At 58.6% G+C, this 19,634-nt stretch carries 17 protein-coding genes; 7 read left to right on the plus strand and 10 right to left on the minus strand.

Annotation, left to right across the window (positions count from 1 at the left end; all coding sequences use genetic code 11):
* Positions 1-3,180 carry an efflux RND transporter permease subunit gene (locus HDF12_RS04020; RefSeq protein WP_179581328.1) on the minus strand — a complete coding sequence of 1,060 codons (3,180 nt, stop codon included), beginning with the start codon at positions 3,178-3,180 and terminating at the stop codon, positions 1-3.
* Between the two features lie 138 nt (positions 3,181-3,318).
* Here HDF12_RS04020 and HDF12_RS04025 point away from each other — a divergent pair, with 138 nt between their 5' ends.
* Together HDF12_RS04025 and HDF12_RS04030 are read left to right on the plus strand one after the other, a co-directional pair.
* A complete protein-coding gene (locus tag HDF12_RS04025) occupies positions 3,319-4,227 on the plus strand; it encodes a LysR family transcriptional regulator (protein ID WP_179581329.1) in 909 nt (302 codons plus the stop codon).
* A 61-nt stretch (positions 4,228-4,288) separates the two neighbouring features.
* Positions 4,289-4,693, plus strand: a complete 405-nt coding sequence (locus tag HDF12_RS04030; RefSeq protein WP_306457994.1) for a response regulator — start codon at positions 4,289-4,291, stop codon at positions 4,691-4,693.
* Between the two features lie 68 nt (positions 4,694-4,761).
* Here HDF12_RS04030 and HDF12_RS04035 read toward each other — a convergent pair whose 3' ends face one another.
* The 3 genes from HDF12_RS04035 to HDF12_RS04045 all read right to left on the minus strand — a co-directional run bounded on the left by HDF12_RS04035 (position 4,762) and on the right by HDF12_RS04045 (position 6,862).
* Positions 4,762-5,346 (minus strand): YceI family protein, encoded by a 585-nt coding sequence (locus HDF12_RS04035; protein ID WP_179581331.1) that lies wholly within the window; start codon positions 5,344-5,346, stop codon positions 4,762-4,764.
* Positions 5,347-5,479: 133 nt separating this feature from the next.
* Positions 5,480-6,184: a pirin family protein gene (locus HDF12_RS04040; protein WP_179581332.1), complete on the minus strand. Its 705-nt coding sequence runs from the start codon at positions 6,182-6,184 to the stop codon at positions 5,480-5,482.
* Between the two features lie 204 nt (positions 6,185-6,388).
* Positions 6,389-6,862 (minus strand): MarR family winged helix-turn-helix transcriptional regulator, encoded by a 474-nt coding sequence (locus tag HDF12_RS04045; protein ID WP_179581333.1) that lies wholly within the window; start codon positions 6,860-6,862, stop codon positions 6,389-6,391.
* Positions 6,863-7,166: 304 nt separating this feature from the next.
* Between HDF12_RS04045 and HDF12_RS04050 the strand changes: the two genes are divergently transcribed.
* A complete protein-coding gene (locus HDF12_RS04050) occupies positions 7,167-7,841 on the plus strand; it encodes a carboxypeptidase-like regulatory domain-containing protein (protein WP_218892293.1) in 675 nt (224 codons plus the stop codon).
* Between the two features lie 86 nt (positions 7,842-7,927).
* Here the strand turns inward: HDF12_RS04050 and HDF12_RS04055 are convergent, their stop codons facing one another.
* The 3 genes from HDF12_RS04055 to HDF12_RS04065 all read right to left on the minus strand — a co-directional run bounded on the left by HDF12_RS04055 (position 7,928) and on the right by HDF12_RS04065 (position 11,756).
* Complete coding sequence (locus HDF12_RS04055; RefSeq protein ID WP_179581335.1) at positions 7,928-8,389, minus strand: hypothetical protein; 462 nt, start codon at positions 8,387-8,389, stop codon at positions 7,928-7,930.
* A gap of 282 nt (positions 8,390-8,671) precedes the next feature.
* Positions 8,672-11,044 carry an OPT family oligopeptide transporter gene (locus HDF12_RS04060; RefSeq protein WP_179581336.1) on the minus strand — a complete coding sequence of 791 codons (2,373 nt, stop codon included), beginning with the start codon at positions 11,042-11,044 and terminating at the stop codon, positions 8,672-8,674.
* A gap of 226 nt (positions 11,045-11,270) precedes the next feature.
* Entirely contained in the window at positions 11,271-11,756 is a 486-nt protein-coding gene (locus tag HDF12_RS04065) for a hypothetical protein (protein WP_179581337.1), read from the minus strand.
* Between the two features lie 499 nt (positions 11,757-12,255).
* Between HDF12_RS04065 and HDF12_RS04070 the strand changes: the two genes are divergently transcribed.
* The 3 genes from HDF12_RS04070 to HDF12_RS04080 all read left to right on the plus strand — a co-directional run bounded on the left by HDF12_RS04070 (position 12,256) and on the right by HDF12_RS04080 (position 14,560).
* Positions 12,256-12,981, plus strand: coding sequence for a ComF family protein (locus HDF12_RS04070; RefSeq protein ID WP_179581338.1), 726 nt, complete (start codon positions 12,256-12,258; stop codon positions 12,979-12,981).
* A 65-nt stretch (positions 12,982-13,046) separates the two neighbouring features.
* A complete protein-coding gene (locus HDF12_RS04075; protein WP_179581339.1) occupies positions 13,047-13,706 on the plus strand; it encodes an HNH endonuclease in 660 nt (219 codons plus the stop codon).
* A 587-nt stretch (positions 13,707-14,293) separates the two neighbouring features.
* Positions 14,294-14,560 (plus strand): hypothetical protein, encoded by a 267-nt coding sequence (locus HDF12_RS04080; RefSeq protein ID WP_179581340.1) that lies wholly within the window; start codon positions 14,294-14,296, stop codon positions 14,558-14,560.
* 346 nt (positions 14,561-14,906) lie between these two features.
* Here the strand turns inward: HDF12_RS04080 and HDF12_RS04085 are convergent, their stop codons facing one another.
* The 3 genes from HDF12_RS04085 to HDF12_RS04095 form a co-directional block, all read right to left on the minus strand.
* Complete coding sequence (locus HDF12_RS04085; protein ID WP_179581341.1) at positions 14,907-15,653, minus strand: hypothetical protein; 747 nt, start codon at positions 15,651-15,653, stop codon at positions 14,907-14,909.
* A gap of 163 nt (positions 15,654-15,816) precedes the next feature.
* Positions 15,817-16,614, minus strand: a complete 798-nt coding sequence (locus tag HDF12_RS04090; RefSeq protein ID WP_179581342.1) for a hypothetical protein — start codon at positions 16,612-16,614, stop codon at positions 15,817-15,819.
* Between the two features lie 352 nt (positions 16,615-16,966).
* On the minus strand, positions 16,967-17,899 hold the full coding sequence (locus HDF12_RS04095) for a hypothetical protein (protein WP_179581343.1): 933 nt from the start codon (positions 17,897-17,899) through the stop codon (positions 16,967-16,969).
* Positions 17,900-18,011: 112 nt separating this feature from the next.
* Between HDF12_RS04095 and HDF12_RS04100 the strand changes: the two genes are divergently transcribed.
* Positions 18,012-19,487, plus strand: coding sequence for a sensor histidine kinase (locus HDF12_RS04100; RefSeq protein ID WP_179581344.1), 1,476 nt, complete (start codon positions 18,012-18,014; stop codon positions 19,485-19,487).
* Positions 19,488-19,634 lie beyond the last annotated feature (147 nt).

A 19,634-nucleotide genomic window follows, 5' to 3' on the forward strand; every position in this document is an offset into this window, starting at 1 on the left:
TTAGTCGCCGGCCGTCAACTGGTGTTCGCGGCTCTCGTTGGGGACATTGGATCTCTTATCAGAGCTATGCAGTAAAGCAAAAACAGCGGGAACGAAGATGAGGGTCGCAACCGTAGCGCAACAGAGACCGCCTATCACCGCTCGACCCAACGGCGCATTCTGTTCTCCGCCTTCGCCCGCGCCCAGAGCCATCGGAATCATGCCGATGATCATCGCGAGTGCCGTCATCATCACAGGGCGGAACCGTGTCGCTCCCGCTTCAATCGCCGCTTCGATCGCATTCCCATGATGCAACAGGCGTTCTTTCGCAAACGATACCACCAGAATGCTGTTCGCCGTCGCAACGCCCATACACATAATCGCGCCCATCAGTGCCGGAACGCTCAGCGTCGTTCTCGTCGTGAACAGAAAGAGCACAATACCCGCCAGAGCTGCGGGCAGCGCCGTAATGATGATGAACGGATCGAGCCAGGATTGGAAGTTCACCACGATCAACAGATAGACCAGGACAATAGCAAACGCCAGCCCTGCAATTAGTCCGAAGTAAGAGCTGTTCATCGTCTCAATCTGACCGCGCACTCTCACAAAGCTGCCGCGTACCAGGGACTTCTCATTTCTCGCAACAATTCTGTTGATCTCTCTGCCAACCGAGCCGAGGTCACGCCCCTGAACATTTCCATAAATATCGAGCGTGCGCCGAACGTTGTAGTGCGTCACCACCTCCATCTCGCTGCTGCGCGTGATGGTCGCAACATCGGTCAGAATCTCCGGCTGCTTTGCTGTCGGAGACGAGATAGGAATGTTCTCGAGCGAGTTCAACGAGCTGATCTGGTATTGCGGGGTCTGCTCCACGATGTTGTAGGTATTGCCATTGTTCCAGTTCAGATAAAACATCGGATTCAGCTGCGTACTGCCGCCGAGTATGTTCAGCAAACTACTGCCCACATCACGTTCCGAATAGCCGCCCTGCGCCGCTTTCGTACGGTCTACATCGACGTTCAACACAGGATAGTCATCAGGTTGCTGAATACGAAGATCGACAAGACCCGGAACCTGGTGCAACTCGCTCAATACCTGGTTCGCAACCTTTCGGTTAGCCGCGATATCCGATCCCTCAAACTGAATGTCGATCGGCGCAGGCAGACCGAAGTTCAGAATCTGCGTAACAATATCCGACGGTAGAAAGTAAAACGTGACTCCGGGAAAGGCACGTGGGAGATCTCTGCGCAATGCCTCGACATAATTGGCGGTCGGGTGGTGATCTTCCTTCAACGAGACCAGAATGTCCGCATCTCCCGCGCCGATTAGCCCCGAAGTCGCATGCTGAGTATTCAGTGTGCTGTACGGCAGGCCAATGTTATCGAGGATATTATCCATCTCAGCCGCAGGCACTGTCTTCCGAATATCCTGTTCAATCAGATCGCACAGCTTCGCAGTCTCTTCAATACGGATTCCGCTCTTGCCTCGAACGTGAAGGATGAACGATCCATTGTCTGTGCTTGGAAAGAAGTTCTGTCCAAGAAACGGCACGAGCGCAAAGACACACAAGCAGAGCAGCAGAAAGATGGGAACAAAGAAAATTCGCGCCGCCACCAGCCGGCCAAGCAGATCTTGATAACTTCTGCGCAGCCGCTCGAAGATTCGCTCGAAGCCACGTTGAAACCGCGCAAGAATGTTATTCGAAGGAACAGCGTGGTGATCATGTGCCTTCAGCAGATACATCGCAAGCGTTGGAACCAATGTACGAGACAGAACATACGAAGCCAGCATGGCGAAGACCACAGCCTCCGCCAAGGGCACAAACAGATAACGCGCAACCCCGCCCAAAAAGAACATCGGTAGAAACACAATGCAGATGCAAAGGGTTGAGACCAGTGCTGGAACCGAGATCTGAGCGGCACCTTCGAGGATCGCATCATGCAACTCTCTGCCTTCCTCAAGGTAGCGTTCGATGTTTTCGATCGTTACCGTCGCATCATCCACCAGGATGCCGACGGCCAGCGCTAGCCCGCCCAGCGTCATGATGTTGATCGTCTCGCCCAAAAGACCCAGCACAGTAATTGAAGTTAGGATCGACAACGGGATCGAAACGGCGATGATGATTGTGCTGCGCCAGCTTCCCAGGAACAAAAGAATCATCAATCCCGTCAGCACCGCCGCGATCACAGCCTCGCGGATGACCCCCTGCACCGATCCGCGAACGAAGACGGACTGGTCGCCGATCGGAGTCATCTTCAGCTCTGGCGGCACAGTCAGCTTTACCCTGGGCAACAAATTCCTGACACCGCTCACCACGGACAGCGTCGAAGCAGTTCCGGACTTCAGAATCACCATCAGCGCCCCGCGGCGCCCATCCTGCCGCACGATATTCGTCTGCGGAATGCTTCCGTCCGCCACAGTCGCAACGTCGCGCAGATAGATCGTTGTTCCGTTGACCTGTTTGATCGGAAGGTTGCTGATACCTTCCAGAGTCACCGGCGAAGAGTTGATGTGGATGTCATACTCGGCCTCACCGATCTTCGCCGTTCCGCCCGGTTGCACCACGTTCTGCTGTCCCACAGCATTGAGTACATCAACTGGTGACAATCCCTTGGCCTGCAGTTGCTTCGGATCGATATTCAACATAATCGACCGCTGTTTGCCGCCATAGATATTCGGAATAACCGCGCCCGGAACCGAGATCAGCTGTGGACGAACAAAATTCGCGCCAAGATCGTTCAGCTGTTGCTCGCTCAGTCCCGCTCCAGACAAACCCAGCTGCACGATCGGCACGCTCGATGCGCTGAAGTTAATAATCTGCGGCGGCAAAATACCCGGCGGCAGTTGCCTCAGTTGATACTCCGAAGCCGCAGATACCTGAGAGTTTGCCGTATCCAGACTCGCTCCCGGCTGCAGGTAGATCTTCACAATCACCTGGCCCGCAAACGTCGTCGACTCGATATGCTGGATGTTGTCTACCAGCACCGTCAGCGCCTTCTCGTAGGGTGTCGTCAGCCGCCCTTCAAGCTCCTCCGGATTCAATCCCGTATATTGCCACGCAACCGACACCACTGGAATATTGATGTTCGGAAAAATATCGGTCGGCGTGCTCGAGATGACCACAGGCGCAGCAATCAGGATAAGGATTGCCAGCACGATGAAGGTGTACGGTCGGCTCAGAGCTACTTTTACGATCCACATTTGACGAACCCTCTTCCGCTCGGGTAAATCTTTCCCTATATAGAGTAAGACATTCTCTCCCGCGTTTAGGTCTCACAGTTATTTCCGAGGGCCGCCATCGGAAAGACCGATATCCTGACAACAGAGGGATATAGCTTCATGGAACTGAGACACTTGCGTTATCTCTGCGCAGTTGCCGAGCACGGCACCTTCAGCGAGGCAGGCCGTCGCCTGCACGTATCCCAATCCGCCATCAGCGAGCAGATTGCCGATCTGGAGCGCGAAGTCGGCGGCCAGCTTCTCAACCGCAGCTCAGGCCGAACCCGCCTCACCCCCCAGGGCCAGATCTTTCTCGCCGAGGCCCGTAAAACTCTCGCTGCCGCCGACCGAGCCCTCGAAATCACCCAAAGCTCCCTCCTCGGACAAGTCGGATCCCTCAATATCGGATTCTTCCTCTGGGGCGCCGGCGGTTTCTTCGCCCGCATCATCCGCGACTACCGCAAACTCCATCCGGACATCAAGCTCTCTCTCTATGAGATGCGCACCCCCGAGCAGATGGAAGCCCTGCTCACCGGTAAGATCGACATCGCCTTCGCCCGCCCCCTCGAGCCGCCCTTCGACCAGACCCTCCGCGCCGAGCTGCTCTATCGCGACCCCGTTGTCGTCGTCCTTCCCCGCAAACATCCCCTCGCCGGCAAACCCATCTCGATCGACTCCCTGGCCACCGAACGCTTCGTCCTCTGCGATCGCCAGATGACGCCCGCACTCTTCGACGCCATCGTGGCCCTATGCTCTGCTGCAGGCTTCTCCCCCAATATCGTCAACACCTCCTCGACCTGGTCCGGCGTCCTCACCTTGGTCGAATCCGGCGAAGGCGTCGCCCTCGTTCCCTCAGGTGTCCGTTACCTCCGCCCTCCCGGAGTCGTCATCTCCCCGCTTGTGCCGCAAAACCTCTATATGGGGCTCTCCGTCGCCTGGAACCCTCAAAACGAGGACCCAATCCAACAGAACTTCCTTCGCCTGGTTCGAGAGAACAAGGATCGCATCCAGCGCACCCACGGCCTCTAACTGAGTATCCAAGCCCCTTCTGAATCGTCTTCTGCGGTACTTTTAGTGTCTAATGCTGTCCATGATCAGACCCTGCTTCCTCGTCATCGACCGGGAGTTTCCCGGCAGCATCTCGACCCGCAAGCTGGTAATCGAAACTGCAAAGTTCAACGTCCTCACGGCCTACAGCGGTCAGGAGGCCCTCGAGATCTTCACCCGCTTTCCCGCTGTCAGCGGCGTCGTCCTCGACGGTGGTCTCGACGATCTCTCCTGCGAAGAAGTCGCCAGCAAGATCAAACTTCTTCAGCCGAAGGTGCCTATCATCGTAATCACCGCCCCCGACTCTAATAACTGTCCTTTAGCCGACTATCAGCTCGAATCCTTCGATCCGGCAAAGCTTCTCGAGATCCTTCGCAGTCTGAAACCTGAGGCCTCGGCCGCCATCGAAAAGCGCAACGAACAGCTCAGCCGCGAAACTCTCTCCTAATCCGAACCAAACAAAAAGCCCTTCCCTCCGCAATCTTCCGCGAAGAGAAGGGCGGTCGTACCCATTGCTTATTTGTTCGCTTCGACGTCGATTGTGAACTGAACGTCGTCACCCAGAATGGGCGCGGCATACTTCGAGCCGAAGTTGAAGTCGCTGCGCTTCAGCGTCCCGGTACCCGACAGGCCGATGACAGTCTTGCCGCCCATTCCCTTCTGCGGAGCGGTTGGTCCATCAACAGTCAGCGTTACGCTCTTAGTCACACCCGCCAGCGTCAGATCGCCCACAACCTGCAGCTTCCCGTTCGCGCCTGACACCGAGGTCGACTTAAAGGTCAGCGTCGGAAACTTCTCGACGTTAAAGAAGTTGGGAGACTTCAGGTCCTTGTCGCGGTTATCGTTGTTCGTCGACACAGTGGTCGCGTCCATAGTTTCTTCCACGCTCGACTTGCTGGGGTTCTTGTCGTCCCACACTATCGTGCCGGTCACACCGCTGATCGAGCCGCGAACCGTGCTGACTCCCATATGTACGATTGCGAAATTCACCTGGGAATGGTTCTTGTCGATCGTCCAGGTTGATGCGGAGCTTTGGGCGAACGCGCTGACTCCAGTAAGGAGCAGGGCAGAGAGGGCGGTGGTAAAGATGCGACGGTTCATAGTCGTTCTCCTCGGAAATTGTTAGGTCTGCTGTGAGATGTCTTTGTTATGGTGGCCGACTCAAAAATATGTGCCGGTCACCGTTGCATTTGTGTAAAAACTCATTCACGCGCTGTCAGGTACGGGACAAGGGTTATGCGAGATCGAACAACAGTATCTCGCTGTTAGCCTTTCCTTGCGCGCTTACTTCGAGCGACTCCTCGTGATCGACTGCAACAGCATCGCCCGTCTTCAGAGCCTTGCCGTTCACCGTCACCTCTCCGTGGATCACATGCAGCCACGCATGGCGCTTGCTCCCCAGCGGATACGTAATCTGTTTGCCCGGTGTCAGCTCCGCAACCGACACGCTCGTATCCTGGTTGATCGTTGCCGCTCCGGCAGCCGGCACCGGCGATGCCAGCAGCTTGAAGCGGTCCAGCTTCTCCTCCGCCTCAAACTTCAACTGCTCATAGCTCGGCTTCGTACCCCGGCTCTTCGGCTCAATCCAGATCTGCAGAAAGTGAACCGGCTCCGTCTCCGAACCGTTGAACTCGCTATGCACCACGCCGCTACCGGCCGACATCTTCTGAATTTCGTTCGGCCCCAGCACCTCCACGTGACCCATGCTGTCCTTATGGGCAAGCTTGCCCTTCAGCACGTAGCTCAAAATCTCCATATCGCGATGCGCATGCGCTCCAAACCCGCGCCCCTCGGCCACGCGATCCTCATTGATCACTCGCAGCGAGCGATACCCCATATGCTCCGGGTCATGATAGTTGGCAAACGAAAAGGTGTGGTGTGAATCCAGCCATCCGTGGTCGGCGTGGCCTCTTTCGTTACTCTTGCGAACAGTCAACATAATGCTTCCTTTCTTACTTCTTCACCGGCTCATTGCTTAGGGCCGCGTGTCCTCCAAATCGAAACTGCTCTTGCATTCTTTCCAGCAACGTCTGAACACTCTCAAAACTGTCGTCATCCTGACCCTGAGCGTAGTCGAAGGGGAAGGATCCCTGTATTTGTTGTGCTCGTATGTCGGCACAGATGATCCCATTTCGAACCGATCCTAAACAGCCTCTTTACACTTCTGCGTCGGCACCGCGGACTTCGCCGCAAGCCCAACCCTCTTCAACCCCTCGTACATCGTTCTGCGCTCGTCCTCGGAGAGGCCGGCCATCACAAACTCCAGATCCTTTTCGTGCCGCGCGTAGATCTCTTCGATAAAGTTCTTACCCTCGGCCGTAAGCTCGACCAGACGAATCCGCCGGTCCGAGTTACAGCTTCTCCGCTGCACCAGCCCGCGCTTCTCCAGCCGATCGATCGCCGACGTCATCGAAGCGCTCGCCAGCAGCACCTTCTCCCCGATCACGGAGATCGTCAACGGCCCTTTGTGCAGCAAGACCTCCATCACCATGAAGTCGCTGATCCCCAATCCCTGGGCAGTTATTGCGCCCTCGATGAAATCGACCATCGAATCATGGGCCCGAGCCAGAACTAACCAGAGTCGAGGGGCCGAAACTATATTCTGCTCATCTGCCATCTCAGCCTCCTCAACTCCTACGATATAAGATATCTCGACATCGAGATAAGATTCAAAACCTCAACTCCCTTTCCTATCCTCCTTATTATCAGCAGAATCGGATTTCGGAGATTTGTCGGCCTTCGCTCAGAGGAGCGCAACTGGACGGACCAATGGACACTTTCTCGTCCTACCGAAGTGGCTATGCAAAGGTTCTTGTGAGTGGACCTTGGAATCCGGTCCGTCTGGCCCTAAGTTCAGATCAATGAACTGTGGGCGGGCAGTCTCAGGCATCCTCCTGAACACCGCCCGAGGAGGCTCTCCGGTGCTGACGCTTCTATCGCATCTGTCGTTGATCGCTTTGCCCGTACCCCTGCTGATTGTGTTGTCGGCGGTGCTCCTGCTATCGGTGCTATCCCCGCTACCCTGGTCGGCTCTCCTGCTGTCCTTCCACGGCGCAGCCGGGAACTCTTTCCTTCATCATCTCGCCTCCTTGCGTCCCGCTCACGCCTCCTTCTATCGCCTCTGTCTAGCCCTCGCAATCCTCGTGACGATTCCGATCCCCACGATCAAAAGGGAGCGCAATGGATTGTTGATCTCCTGTCTGCTGACGCTCGCTTTGCTCTTCCCTCTCTCCGTCATCCCGTCTTCCTTCACACGGGATCTCTCGCCGCGCATCCGGGGAACGGTAGACGACCGGGAAGGCTCAACCATCCAGGGCGCCAGAGTCGTCGTCGTCAATCAAGGGACCGAAGCTGTCTTCAGAACCCGAACCGGAAGCGATGGGACCTATGAGTTTCGTAAACTTCCCGACGGAATCTACTCTCTCAGTGTCCAGGTCCCCGGCTTCCAGACCTTCACGGTCTACGGAATCCACCTCGCTCAGGACTCCGACTACGCCCGGCAAATCGATATGCAGCACGCCTGCAGGACACAGGCGATCCGGGCTTCAGCAAGAGCTCCAGCAGAGAATGCACTGACCGGTGAATCGCTCCTCTAGTTGCCGCCGTGAGCTGGTTGACGTCTGGAACCGGTTGCAGCCGCGAGCTTGTGGCCGCCCGAGCTCATTGCAGCCTTGACGGCTCCTCAGACCGGCTGCCGTCCAAGCTGGCGGCCGATATCTTTCATTCGCTCCGTTGCGTCCACCACCTCCGTAGCCTCCGCGGGGAACGGCTTGAGCCCAGCCGCCAGCAAAGCCTCGTCCACAACCCTCTGCGCCTCTGTCTTTGACGGAGCAATACCGAAGGTCCAGGCGGTCTTTCCCACCATCTGCGCCGGATGCAGATCCGCCAGAGCCGCAAGCAATCCGTCTACCTCCTCCGTCTCCGATCTTTCATCCTCGAGCCCGACCACAATGGTATCGGCCCACAGCAGATCCGCCTCCCTCAGCGTTCCATAACCCTTATGCCCTATCTCCGCCGCGCCGGGCTTCCTCAGACGTCTTAGTCGAATGCCCGCCTCAGCCTCGACCGCACCCACACCGACCGCCAGCGCCAACTGCTCCGTATGTTCCGTATCGGCCTGAAAGATCACCAGCACATGACTCATCTCAGCAATCTCCTTGAATGATCCCTGGAACTGCCGCCAACCGTCCCGCCCCAGTGCGAACCCGAAAAAGACGCACTCGACGTCTACGTCCAAAAATAAAGTTCAAAAAGTTGGCGTATTTTTTCGCGCCCAATAAGTGACGGTCAAAACACCACGTTAGCCACACAAATCACCACAACTTCACCACGATTTACCATCCACAAACACCACCAAAATGCCAAAAACCCCTGCAAAAAGCTCCTTTCACCACGTACAGAAATTTTTCTCCGCCAAAAACCAAAATCAACCCTCGCTCTGAAGCGGTTTCCGTGCGAAGTAATAAAGCGAAAACGCCAGCAACGCAAACATTACAACGCTGACCGGATCATGGTGCAGAGGATTGTGTTCGCTAAAGCGCGGAATCGACCTGTCAGTAGCAGCTTCATAGAGTTTCACGCAAACCCCAAGCAATCCAACGATTCCACCAGCGGCAATCAGCCCAGAAGCATAGAGCGATCCCGGAGAAACCTCCGATTCAATCGTCGCGTCTCGCGCGGTGATGGTGTTGAAGATAGGGAGACCGCTCGGATCCGCATGTGCAGGATTAGTAGGGTCAAAGTCGGGATGTTGAGCCAGCCAGGTTTCACGGTCCGAGTGCCAAAGAGCCAACGAGGCATCGTGTTCGAGGCGAGCCTTCTCGGCCGCGTGGCGAAGCATAGCGCGGTCGACCATCCAGCGCATAACGCCTCCCACGAAGATCGCCAAGGTGGTAGCAATGCTGAGATAAGCACCCACGGCAAAGGTGAGAGAACGAACGCCAAGAAGCTCAACAACAACCACGATGGCAACACCAAGCAAAACGAGAGCCCACGGTAGTTTGCGGCTAAGGATGCCATTGATTACAGTCGCCATGAGACGTCCCTGTGGAGCTGCGGCCTTTTCGCTGCCGATGCCCTGAATCCATTGAACTTCGATCTGACCTGTCGTCGGATTGTAGAGATACTTGCCATCATCGAGCGTAGTAGAGCCAATTGCATTGAGAAGCACATATTGCTTAGCGTTCGAGAGTTCTTCTTTTGCCTGATTGTCGGCGTTGTGAGCGGTGAGAGTGATTTTGTCACTGCCGGTGAAGTGGCCGTTGTTCTGGACTCCGTCCGGCAGACGATCTAGCGAGAAGACAATAGGTTTGGGGAGACGCTGGAAGGTTTCGAGGCCCTTGTTCATTGCGTTGAGAGTTGCGCCGATCGAAAAAATGGAGACGACGACGCCTATCATGATTGCAATCTGCTGCTTCCATGGCGTTGCGCCGATAAGGTAGCCGGTCTTGAGGTCTTGTGAAGTGTCGCCGGCGTTGGAAGCAGCGATGCAGACGACTCCACCAATAGTGATGGCAAGAGCGCCAAAGGCTGGTGCAGTCCAGCCTTTGACAAGGAAGATGGCGGCGGTAGCCATGAGAGTCGCAATGGTCATGCCCGAGACGGGAGACGCGGATGATCCAACGATCCCTACGATACGCGCACTGACGGTGACAAAGAGAAAGCCGAAGACCACGACGAGAAGAGCAGCCGCGATATTGGCGAGAGCGCCGACCTGCGCACCGGGGATGGGCTTGAACTGCAGGAAGAGAAACATCAGCAGGATGAGAAGTAAGGATCCGCCAAAGACGACGATAGGAGGAAGATCGTGTTCCGTGCGAGAGGGTTGCGAAACGACGGACTTACCTGTGCCGGTCTTCCTGAATCCTTGGGTGAGCGCTCCGACGATAGTGGGCAGGGTACGGAGGAGGGTGATGAGACCGGCGGCGGCGACTCCGCCGGCTCCCATGGGGCGGACGTAGGTTCGCCAGAGATCCGAGGGAGACATCTGCGTAATGAGGATGGTGCCGGGGTAGAGTGGGGTGGCGAGGTGCGAGCCGAAGAAGTAGATCGCAGGCATGAGGACCAGCCAGGAGAAGACTCCGCCGGCGAGCATGATGGCGGCGACGCGGATGCCAATGATGTAGCCGACGCCAAGATATTCGGGAGTGCAGTCAGCACGGATGGCTGAGCCTTTGAGGAGATGCTGCGCGCCGAGATCAGGCTGATAGTCCGGCTGACTCGGCCACAGTGCGAAGAGGTTGTCATTCTGGAACAGGGTGTAGAGGCCGCCAAGACCGAGGCCGAGGAAGACGCGAGAGGCGAATGAGCCGCCGCGCTCACCAGCGATAAGGACGTCGGCGCAGGCCGTGCCTTCGGGGTAGATAAGGTTGTCGTGCTCTTCGACGATGAGCTGGCGGCGAAGGGGAATCATGAAGAGAACGCCGAGCCACCCGCCAAAGAGCGCAAGGGCAAAGATACGCGAGGCCTCCAGATCGAAGCCGAGGAAGATGAGAGCAGGAAGTGTGAAGATGACGCCGGAGGCGATCGACTGTCCAGCGTTGCCTGTACTTTGAACGATGTTGTTTTCGAGGATGCTTGCTTTGCCGAAGGCTCGCAGAATCGAGATAGACAGGACCGAGATGGGAATTGATGCGGCGACAGTGAGACCTGCGCGCAGGCCGACGTAGACAGTGACCGCTCCGAACAGCACGCCAAAGACAGCGCCGAGAATCAGCGCGCGGGCAGAGAGCTCAGGGCGTGTTTCCGTCGCGGGGACGAAGGGCTTGAAGGTGGGCTTGGTCGGTGTGAATGTTGCCATGGTAATACGTCTCCCGCGAGCTCGAGCTTTGTTTCGGCTTCGATGGAGTGTATCAGCGGGTGTGTACGGTGAGTGAGGTCGGCTTGGTTGAATTTGAAGCGTGGGATTGTCGTTACTTTGATTCTCACTGCTGACTCTTTTGCGACTCGAGGTAGACGGAGCCGAACGGGACAGGGGTAATGCTCCGCAGAGCATGATGTTCCGGAGATGGAAGAGATTCTGAGTATCAGGCAGGGTCGCCCGTCTCAGCATTCGTCTGAGGTTTGCGCGGCTTGGTGAGGCGATAACGAAGTAGGGCGGCGAGGGCGCAGGCTATGAGGAACAGCATCGGGCCGGTGAAGAAGAAACGGTCGGTAATCCACTTGTTGTCGAGCAGGCCGGTCGTCTGTCCATAGAGAGGGCCGAAGAAGCGTTCGACGCGACCGACTGATCGGTGCGGGTCAAATACGCTTGAGGCTTGAGATTTCCAAGTAGCGAAACGGATAAGGAAGGCAATCGTAACTGGTAACCACGCCCACAGGATGGGAGGTACAGCTTCGGACTCTGGAGCTAGGCTGGAAGATGGAGAAGTAGCAACGGACTGGAAGAGATCTCCTAGTGCCTTACCTAGTTGGCCGAAGGGAATGAGGCCAACTAGAAATCCGCTGGCCGCAAAGATAGGCAGGAAGTAGCTCAACACGTAGCCAATGCGGCTCAGGCTTGTCCAGTGCATCCTGGTAGCCAATTGCCAGACAGGTGCTGTAACGACCCATGAAAATCGGATCGCGACGACTGCGACCAGCAAGTACAGAAACAAGCACTTGGCGCACCATGTGACAACTTTGAGCATGGCCTAGATGTAGCATAGGCGCATCTTTTATGGTGCAGAATTGTTGACGACCGGCGTCGCTAAGGGGCTATACTGCAGGAAATGGCGCGGTCCGACCGACCTGGAGCGCCGGCGAGTGAGGTGAGTCTTCAGCGATTGCTTGAATGACAATGCGCTCGGGATTGGTTCCGGGGGACCGCCCGGTGCTCCGCCTGGTGGCGGGGTAGAAGGGCATGCGAGGTCTCGCTGGTGGCGAGGGCCGGGACGGGTGGTTCGGGCTGCGCTGGATGACCTAATTACTACGTTGTATCCGACCGATTGCAGGGCTTGCGGTGGGCCTCTGCTGACAGCTGAGCTGTCTCCTGTATGCAACAGATGTATAGAAGGCGTTGAGGCGCAGTCGATGACGCTGTGTGTCCGTTGTGGCGAGGCACTCGACATGGAGGGCGTGCGGTTCGCGGGGCAGTTTCCTGTGGAGGGGCTGGTGTGTTCGCCTTGCCGGATGGCACCGCCGGAGTTCGAGCGAGCGGTAGCGTATGCCGTGTATCAGGATGAGTTGAGGGAGATGATTCACCTTCTGAAGTATGAGCGGATGTCTTCGGTGGCGAAGCCGTTGGGCCGGTTCCTGGCGAGGGCGATCGAGATGCTTGAGGGCGAGGCTGCTAGTGAGCTGCTTGTCGTTGCTGTGCCGTTGTTTCCCGCGAAGGAGCGGGAGCGTGGCTACAACCAGGCGGTGTTGATGGCTGATGCTGCGCTGGCGGAGTTGAAGAGGTCTCGTCCGCGGTGGAATCTGACTTCGGCGCATGAGGTGATTCGCCGGGTGAAGGATACGCGAAGCCAGTTCGAGCTGACGCCAAAGGGGCGGAGAAGAAATCTGCAGGGCGCGTTCCAAGTAGACGATCGGGCTGCGCTGGCGGGGCGAGAAGTTTTGTTGGTGGATGACATTTATACGACCGGGGCTACAGCTCGGGCTTGTGCGCAGGTTTTGCGGCGGGCCGGGGTTGGCAAGGTTTGGGTGGCGACGGCGTCTCGGGCCCAGGCGGAGATGATTGCTTCCTGGGATGTGGCTTCGGCGGATGCGAGGTCGGCGGATGCGGGTTCTAGTGTTGCGGTCTGGGATGCTGGTTAGAGTTGGAGTGGCAAGAGAAGCTTGGCGCGGAGTGCTAACAGTAGCTGGAACCGGAGGGCTTTGAGATGCAATCGGGGAAGATGCGAAAGCAAGGGCTGGTCGGAAAGCGGCACGCGGGACACGGCGGTGGGCACGGGGCCGGGCGGGTTACGACGGAGCGCGAGGTCCGGGTTGGCGTGTTTCGGCAGCCGGCGATGCAGACGCCGGTACTGGTGCTGAATGCGTCGTACGAGCCGATCAATATATGCGGGGCCCGGCGGGCGCTGGTGCTGGTGTTGAAGGGCGTGGCGCGCACCGAGGAGGAGCAGGGTGCGGTGCTGCATGCGGCGCGGATGCGGGTGGCAATGCCGAGCGTGATCCGACTGCTGGAGTACCGCAGGATTCCGCACCAGACGCGGGCGTTGAGCCGCAAGAACATTCTTTTGCGCGATCGAAACTCGTGCCAGTACTGCAGCGTCATCCTGACCGCGGGGGAGTTGACGCTGGATCATGTCATACCGCGGTCGCGTGGGGGCCTTTCGACCTGGGAGAACCTCGTCGCCTGCTGCCACAACTGCAATCGGCGCAAGGGCAACCAGATGCTGCACGAGCTGACGGACATGAAGCTGCAGCGGGAGCCGAGGCCGTTTTCTTTGCATACCTCCCGGCACATCATGCGGATGATTGGGAGCGCGGATGCGGCGTGGCGGAAGTATCTCTACTTCGAAGCCGAACCGGCGGCTTAGCATTTCAAGTACTTGACGCTGAATACCCCCTCCCCCCGGGGGGTATTTGGACGTAAAATATTTGTTATCAATTATTTACAGGTGTGGTTCATCTGTAAAATATTGATAACAAATAGGTTGCGGATAAAATACTTTAAATCAATGGTTTAGCGTAATGCGGTGCTGAAAAAGAGAGCCCCGGAGGATGTCCTCGGGGCTTTCTGTCTCTGATTCCATTCTAGCGGTTCGGACATAACTCATGCGCCAGATCGAAGTGTTTGTTTCGTAAAGGCTTAGGTGGTTTTGGGTCTTGACAGCTTTTTGGCTTGTCTGAAGTCTGCATGCGTGTGTCCTGCCCGACGGGCGCCCTGCGCGGGCAGCGGTCACTTCGTGACGTGTGTACCGGTCTCGTTGGGATCAACATCTTGGTCCTCCCGCTGGTCGGCACGAACTTTAGCTCGCGACCAACGGGAGCCCCACGCAAAGCGATCGCCGGTCACGAAGTGACCGCTGCCCGCGCAGGGTGCCCGTCCGGCAGGACAGTGATTGCGTATTGGGGGGCTGCAAGTTGAAACGGGGATGTGATAGTTTCAGCGGCAGGAGATCGAATGTCTTATATCGAGAGTTATCAGTGCGACGTGTGCGGCGATAAAAAGGGTGAGGGCGGGGATTGGTGGCTGGCCTGGGTGGACTGTTTTCCGGGGGAGAAGCCGGAGGAGGATCAGCCCCTTATCAAACTGACGCGGTGGCAAGCTCACCATGCGCACTCGGCCGGAGTGAAGCACCTGTGCGGGGCGCGGTGTGCCGGGACGCTGATGGATCGGTGGATGACGCAGCAGCATGCGGATCCGGATTCGCACTGCGAGACGAAGTAAGGCGGGTTTCTGCCCTGACCATAGGGTCATGTTGCGAAGCGCAGGGTGTGTTCGCGTAGATGTCTGCGGTTAGTAGAGCAAACACGAAATGTTGAGGTTTCTCCACTGCGTCGCGAGATGAAGCTGCGCGACTCTGGTCGAGAGAACGAATTGTTTGGGGCGAGTCGAGGTGAAGGCTCACGACGGATTGCGATTGTTTGGCCTGGGAAGAATGGCAACGACTGGACTGTTTGGGCTGGAAAGTTCGAATGGTATGGGTAAATGGAGTGTGTCGGGATCCTTCACTGCGTTCAGGATGATGGCTTCGCTGCAGTCAGGATGACGGCTTCACTTAGCTGTCTCTGGTTTATTGGGCGAGTGGCTGGTAGTTGGAGCTGGTGGTTGTGACCTGGAGCTTCTTGGCGGTCGCGTTGAGGACAGACTGCTGGACGTAGTTGGTGGAGTCGGGCAGGCTGGCAAAGCTTACGGCGAGGGTGACGACGTCCTGGGGATTGTCCATGTAGGTGTTGACGTTCAACGCGCTGATCTTTTTATCTGCAGTGTTGAAGGAGATGGTCATCTGGTCGCCGGGTTGCGCGTAGTCCGTGAACACAATCTTCGTGATGCCTGAGTCCGGGGCGGGGTTGAGAGAGACTTTGCCCGCCTGGAAGGCCTGCTGCATGCGTTGCGGGTCAGGCGGGACGTACATCGCGAGCAGGGTCTTGACCTGCCCCATGTAATCCTTCATCTCTTCTTTCTTCTTTGCGATAACCCTTTGTTTGATGCGACCGCCGCTCGGTGGCGGTGGTGGCGGGCTCATAGGGGTCTTCTGTACTTTTCCGTCGGGACCGTACTGGCACATGGACTGCGAGGGGGGCTTGTCGTCGCCGTTGAGCGTGAGCTGCGTGTTCTCGATCCACCGGTATTGATGCAGTCTCTGTTGATTTGCGGCGACTGACTGCTTCAGGGCCGCTACTTTCCCTTGCAGATCGCCGCCTGCCGCCTGGCTGTTAGCCCGGGTGGTTGTGAAGATAAGGCAAGCGAACAGGGCGGCTGCGATGAACGCGCTCTCTTTATGAGAAAGCGATAGAGTGTTTGCGGTGGGTCGGTCCATCGAGAGCTCCTTAGAGTTTGAAACATGGCCGATCTGGGATTTAGCGAAGCTTTCAGGCGTGACAGATTGCGTGTAACTCCGTGGGGTTGGCGTCTGATCAGGCTGTCCGCCAATCAGTTAGAACCCCTCACGTGTGGTCGACGAGAAGGCGAGACTGGACGATTTACTTGGTTGCGGTCTTCTTGACGTGCGGGATGCGGTTGACCGAGCCGTCGGGCATGACGATGTATTTATCTCCAGTGGCGTCTTCGATGTAGGAGTTCTTGCTGCCGGGGACGAGGGTGACCTCGCGGGCGTCGGTCTGTCCGGGCGCGGTGAGGACGAAGTGTTTGCCGTCGCCTTCATCCTGTACGGGAGACTTGGTCGGCATCGGTGCGGGGGCCACGGTGGCTACGGGTGCGGGGCCGGGCGTGGGGGCCGGGGCGGCGGAGCTGGTGGGGGGTGCGCCAGTGAAGGCTGTCATCTGGCCGGTCTGGCGGAAGTGGACGTACTCGGGTCCCTTGATGCCGTTGACGCACTGCTGGTAGGCATCGACGCCTACGGTTTGGCTGGTGGCGGTGGTGCTGGCGACGTCAGCGCTGTTGCGGTTGGTGCGCTCAGTGGCGCCGGTAGCGGCGGCGGTGTTAGCGCCGTTGTTGTTGCCGTAGCCCCACCATCCGCCGCCTTTGCGGGAGATAGCGCTGGTAGCGGCACCGGTAACGCCGGCGATGCTGCCCTGGGCCATCTTGTCCTTGTCCTGGCCGTGCTCGCGGTCGTGGAGGGTCTTCTGCTCGTCGGTGAGCTGGCTGGAGGCCTGCTGGCGGCACTGGGTGAGCTGCTCCTGGGTGATGGGCATCATGTCCATGGTGATGCCGTCGGCGGGGCCTGCTGCGGGTGCGGGGGCAGGCGCTGTCTGGGCGAAGGCGTAGCCCAGGGAGAGGGTGGCGATGCAGGTGGTTTTGAGAAGGAATTTGACTGGCACGGTGGCCTCCCGGTGTGCGATCGTTCCCGACGATCAGACGCTGCAGGGGCCCGTGAATCCTTAGGAAACGGGAACACCGTGATAGTAAACTCGGCGCGGTTGGTGGGCAAGCGAATCTTCGGTAACTTTGATGAATTCTCGTTGGAACCGCCGTGTCCAGCCGGACGGGCGCCCTGCGCGGGCGGCGGTCACTTCGTGACTTATATACCGCTTCGCTTGGCGCTCCCGTTGGTCGCAAGCTGGAGTTCGTGCCGACCAGCGGGAGGACCTATGATGTTCGTCCTGCCCTGACCGGTATACACGTCACGAAGTGATCGCTGCCCGCGCAGGGCGCTCGTCCGGCAGGACACCGCTATGGTTTAGGGTTCTGCGGTGGACTGGCTGGAGGCTGGGTGGTGTCCTTCTTGTCGGTGATGTCTTCGCCGTTGTAGATGATGCGCGCGGTGGCGTGGTACTGCTTGTAGTCGGTGTACTTGACGACGTTGCGCATGTGGACGTCCTGCGAGAGGGCGCCCTCCTGGGCGACGAAGTGGAGGTTGCCCTCGGCCTTGGTGTAGGTGGGGAACCAGTACTTGCCGTCGACCTGCTCGTAGTAGGTGGTGAAGGGCGGGGATAGGTCTTCGTGGCCCTTGCGCTTGTCCTGGGGGACGGTGATGCCGTTGACGAGGACGATCTGGAAGTCCTGCTGGTCGACCCAGACTTTGCCCTGGAAGTAGCGCTTGCCTTTTTCGAAGGTCTTGGGGGCGGCGGAGAAGACGTAGGTGTCGAGCTCGTCGATGTGCTGGCGGCCGAGGTAGGTGATGTCGTATTTGGGCAGGTCTTCGGTGGTGAGGATGAAGGGGAGGCGGTGCTCGATCTCGTCGAAGTCGGCGGGGGTCATCTGGACGCGGTCGAGGGTGTTCTGGGGGGCGAAGACGACGTGCTCGGCGCGTTTGCCATCCTTGTCGAAGGTGATGTCGGTGACCTGCTGGTACTCGCCGTCGACGCGGTTGGTGTCTTCGGCGAGGGTGTCGACGCGGACGGTCTGGCGGAAGGTGTAGTTCTGGCGGGCGAGGCTGAAGAGAGTTTCGCGGGCGGCGAACTTGTCGATGATCTGCTGGGGGGTCATGTTGGCGGGGGGCGCGGGGTTGAGGGGGCCGAAGCCTGCGGGGTCCTGGGGGGCGGCTCCGTCTGGATTTGCGACAGCGGCGATGGCCGCGGTGGGCGGGGCCGATAGCAGGAGGGATAGGACGCTTGCAGAAACAAAACGTAGGGTCGCGGAGGCAGAGGCGCGGCTGGGCTTCATGTGGGAGAACTCCATGGGCGGGGCGGTCTCGGTCTTGCCTGCGTTGCCCCGCACGCTACTAAGAATAGACGCGATTTGGGGAGGTTTGGTGATGTGGCCTGGAGCGAGGGAGATGAGCGGGTTGATCGTGCTGCGGTGGCTGGAGCTTTCGCTGGCCGGCGGAGGCCTGTGGGCACTCTGGTGCCGGATGCAGGTTCGGGTGGCGGAAGGCAGGCGGGAGAGGCGGGAGCAGGAGGAACTGCGCGCTTATGCGGGGCTGGATGTTCGGCTGGGGGCGGATGCGGAGCTGCCTGAGCTGGCGACGAGGGTGAGCCGGTTGATGGCGGAGAAGAGCGTCTTTCGCAGGACGGCGGTAATGGTTCGCGATGCGGGGGGAGTGCTGGCGGTAACGGCCAGCGCGGGGATGGAGGAGACGACGGTGGAGTCGCTGAATGCCTGGGCGGAGGGTGTGGTGGAGGCGGAGCGCAGGGGTGGGATTGGCACGCGGCGGGGGGAGGGCGGACTGGGCAGGCGGGTGAAGAACAATGCGTTTTCGGTGGTTTTTGGGATGGGAATGGGAACCGGTAGGGGACAGAGTGCGCGATTCGGGGAGGAGGCGCGGGGGGCGATCGTGATTCCGCTGTGGACGACCAGCGGGAGGATGATGGGGGCGCTGGCGGTGGGGGCGGACGGGTTGCTGAGCGTGCGGCAGAGGGAGTTGGAAGAGGCGTTGTGGCCGCTCGAGGCGCTGGCGGTGAAGGTGGCGCGGGCGATGGAGAACGCTGCGCTGGCCGAGAAGCTGATGCGCGCGGAGAGGCTCGCGGGGCTAGGGATGCTGGCAGGGGGGATGGCGCATGCGCTGAGTAATCCGCTGACGGCTGTGCTGGGGTTTGCAGAGCTGATTGCGGGGTCGACGGGCGAGGCGCGGGTGAAGACGGATGCGGAGATCATCGTCCGGGAGGCGCTGCGGATGCGGCAGACGGTGGAGACGCTGCTGGAGTTCTGGAAGCCGGTGGGGCAGGGCGATGAGCTGGTCGATCTGACGGAGTTGGTGCGGGAGTTGGCGGCGGCGTGTGGAGAGAAGCTTGAGAGCAGAGGGATTCGCCTGGTAGTGCAGGCCGACGGCGAGGTGCCCGAGGTGCGGGGAAACAGGCACAGGCTGCGGCAGTTGCTGGAACACCTGCTGAACAATGCGTCGCAGGCGCTGGCTGGGGTGCGGGAGACGAAGACTGGCGAAGAGTTGGTGATTCGGATGTCTTTGAGCTGCTCGGGGAGTTGCCCGGAGAGTACTTCCGGGAGTGCTCCTGATAGTGCATCGGGTGGGGATGGGCGGAGGGTTCACCTGATTGTGAGCGACACCGGGCCCGGTTTTCGCGAGCCGGGGCGGATGTTTGATCCGATTTACACGATGCAGGAGGCGGGCGATGGCGCGGGGATGGGGCTGAGTCTTTCCTACTCGATTGTGCAGGAGCATGGCGGGGAGATCAGTGCGTTCAATATGCATCCGCACGGGGCGGCGGTGGCGGTGGAGTTGCCGGTGAGGATGGGGGCGGAAAAAAAATCTGTGGTGGTGGAGGAGGCGATTCGCCGCGCTGCTGTTGGGGGATAGGCGGTTTTGCCTGTGGTTTTTTGTGGTGCAGAACGTGGTGTTTCGCGTGGTGGACGTGGTATCGATGTGGTGTTTTGTGTGGTGAATTTTGTGGTCGAAAAAAGTGCCACGTCTTCTGGATTATTTTCTGGGACGTGAAAACTTTGG

The organism is Tunturiibacter gelidiferens, from assembly GCF_013410115.1.
Lineage (GTDB): Bacteria > Acidobacteriota > Terriglobia > Terriglobales > Acidobacteriaceae > Edaphobacter > Edaphobacter gelidiferens.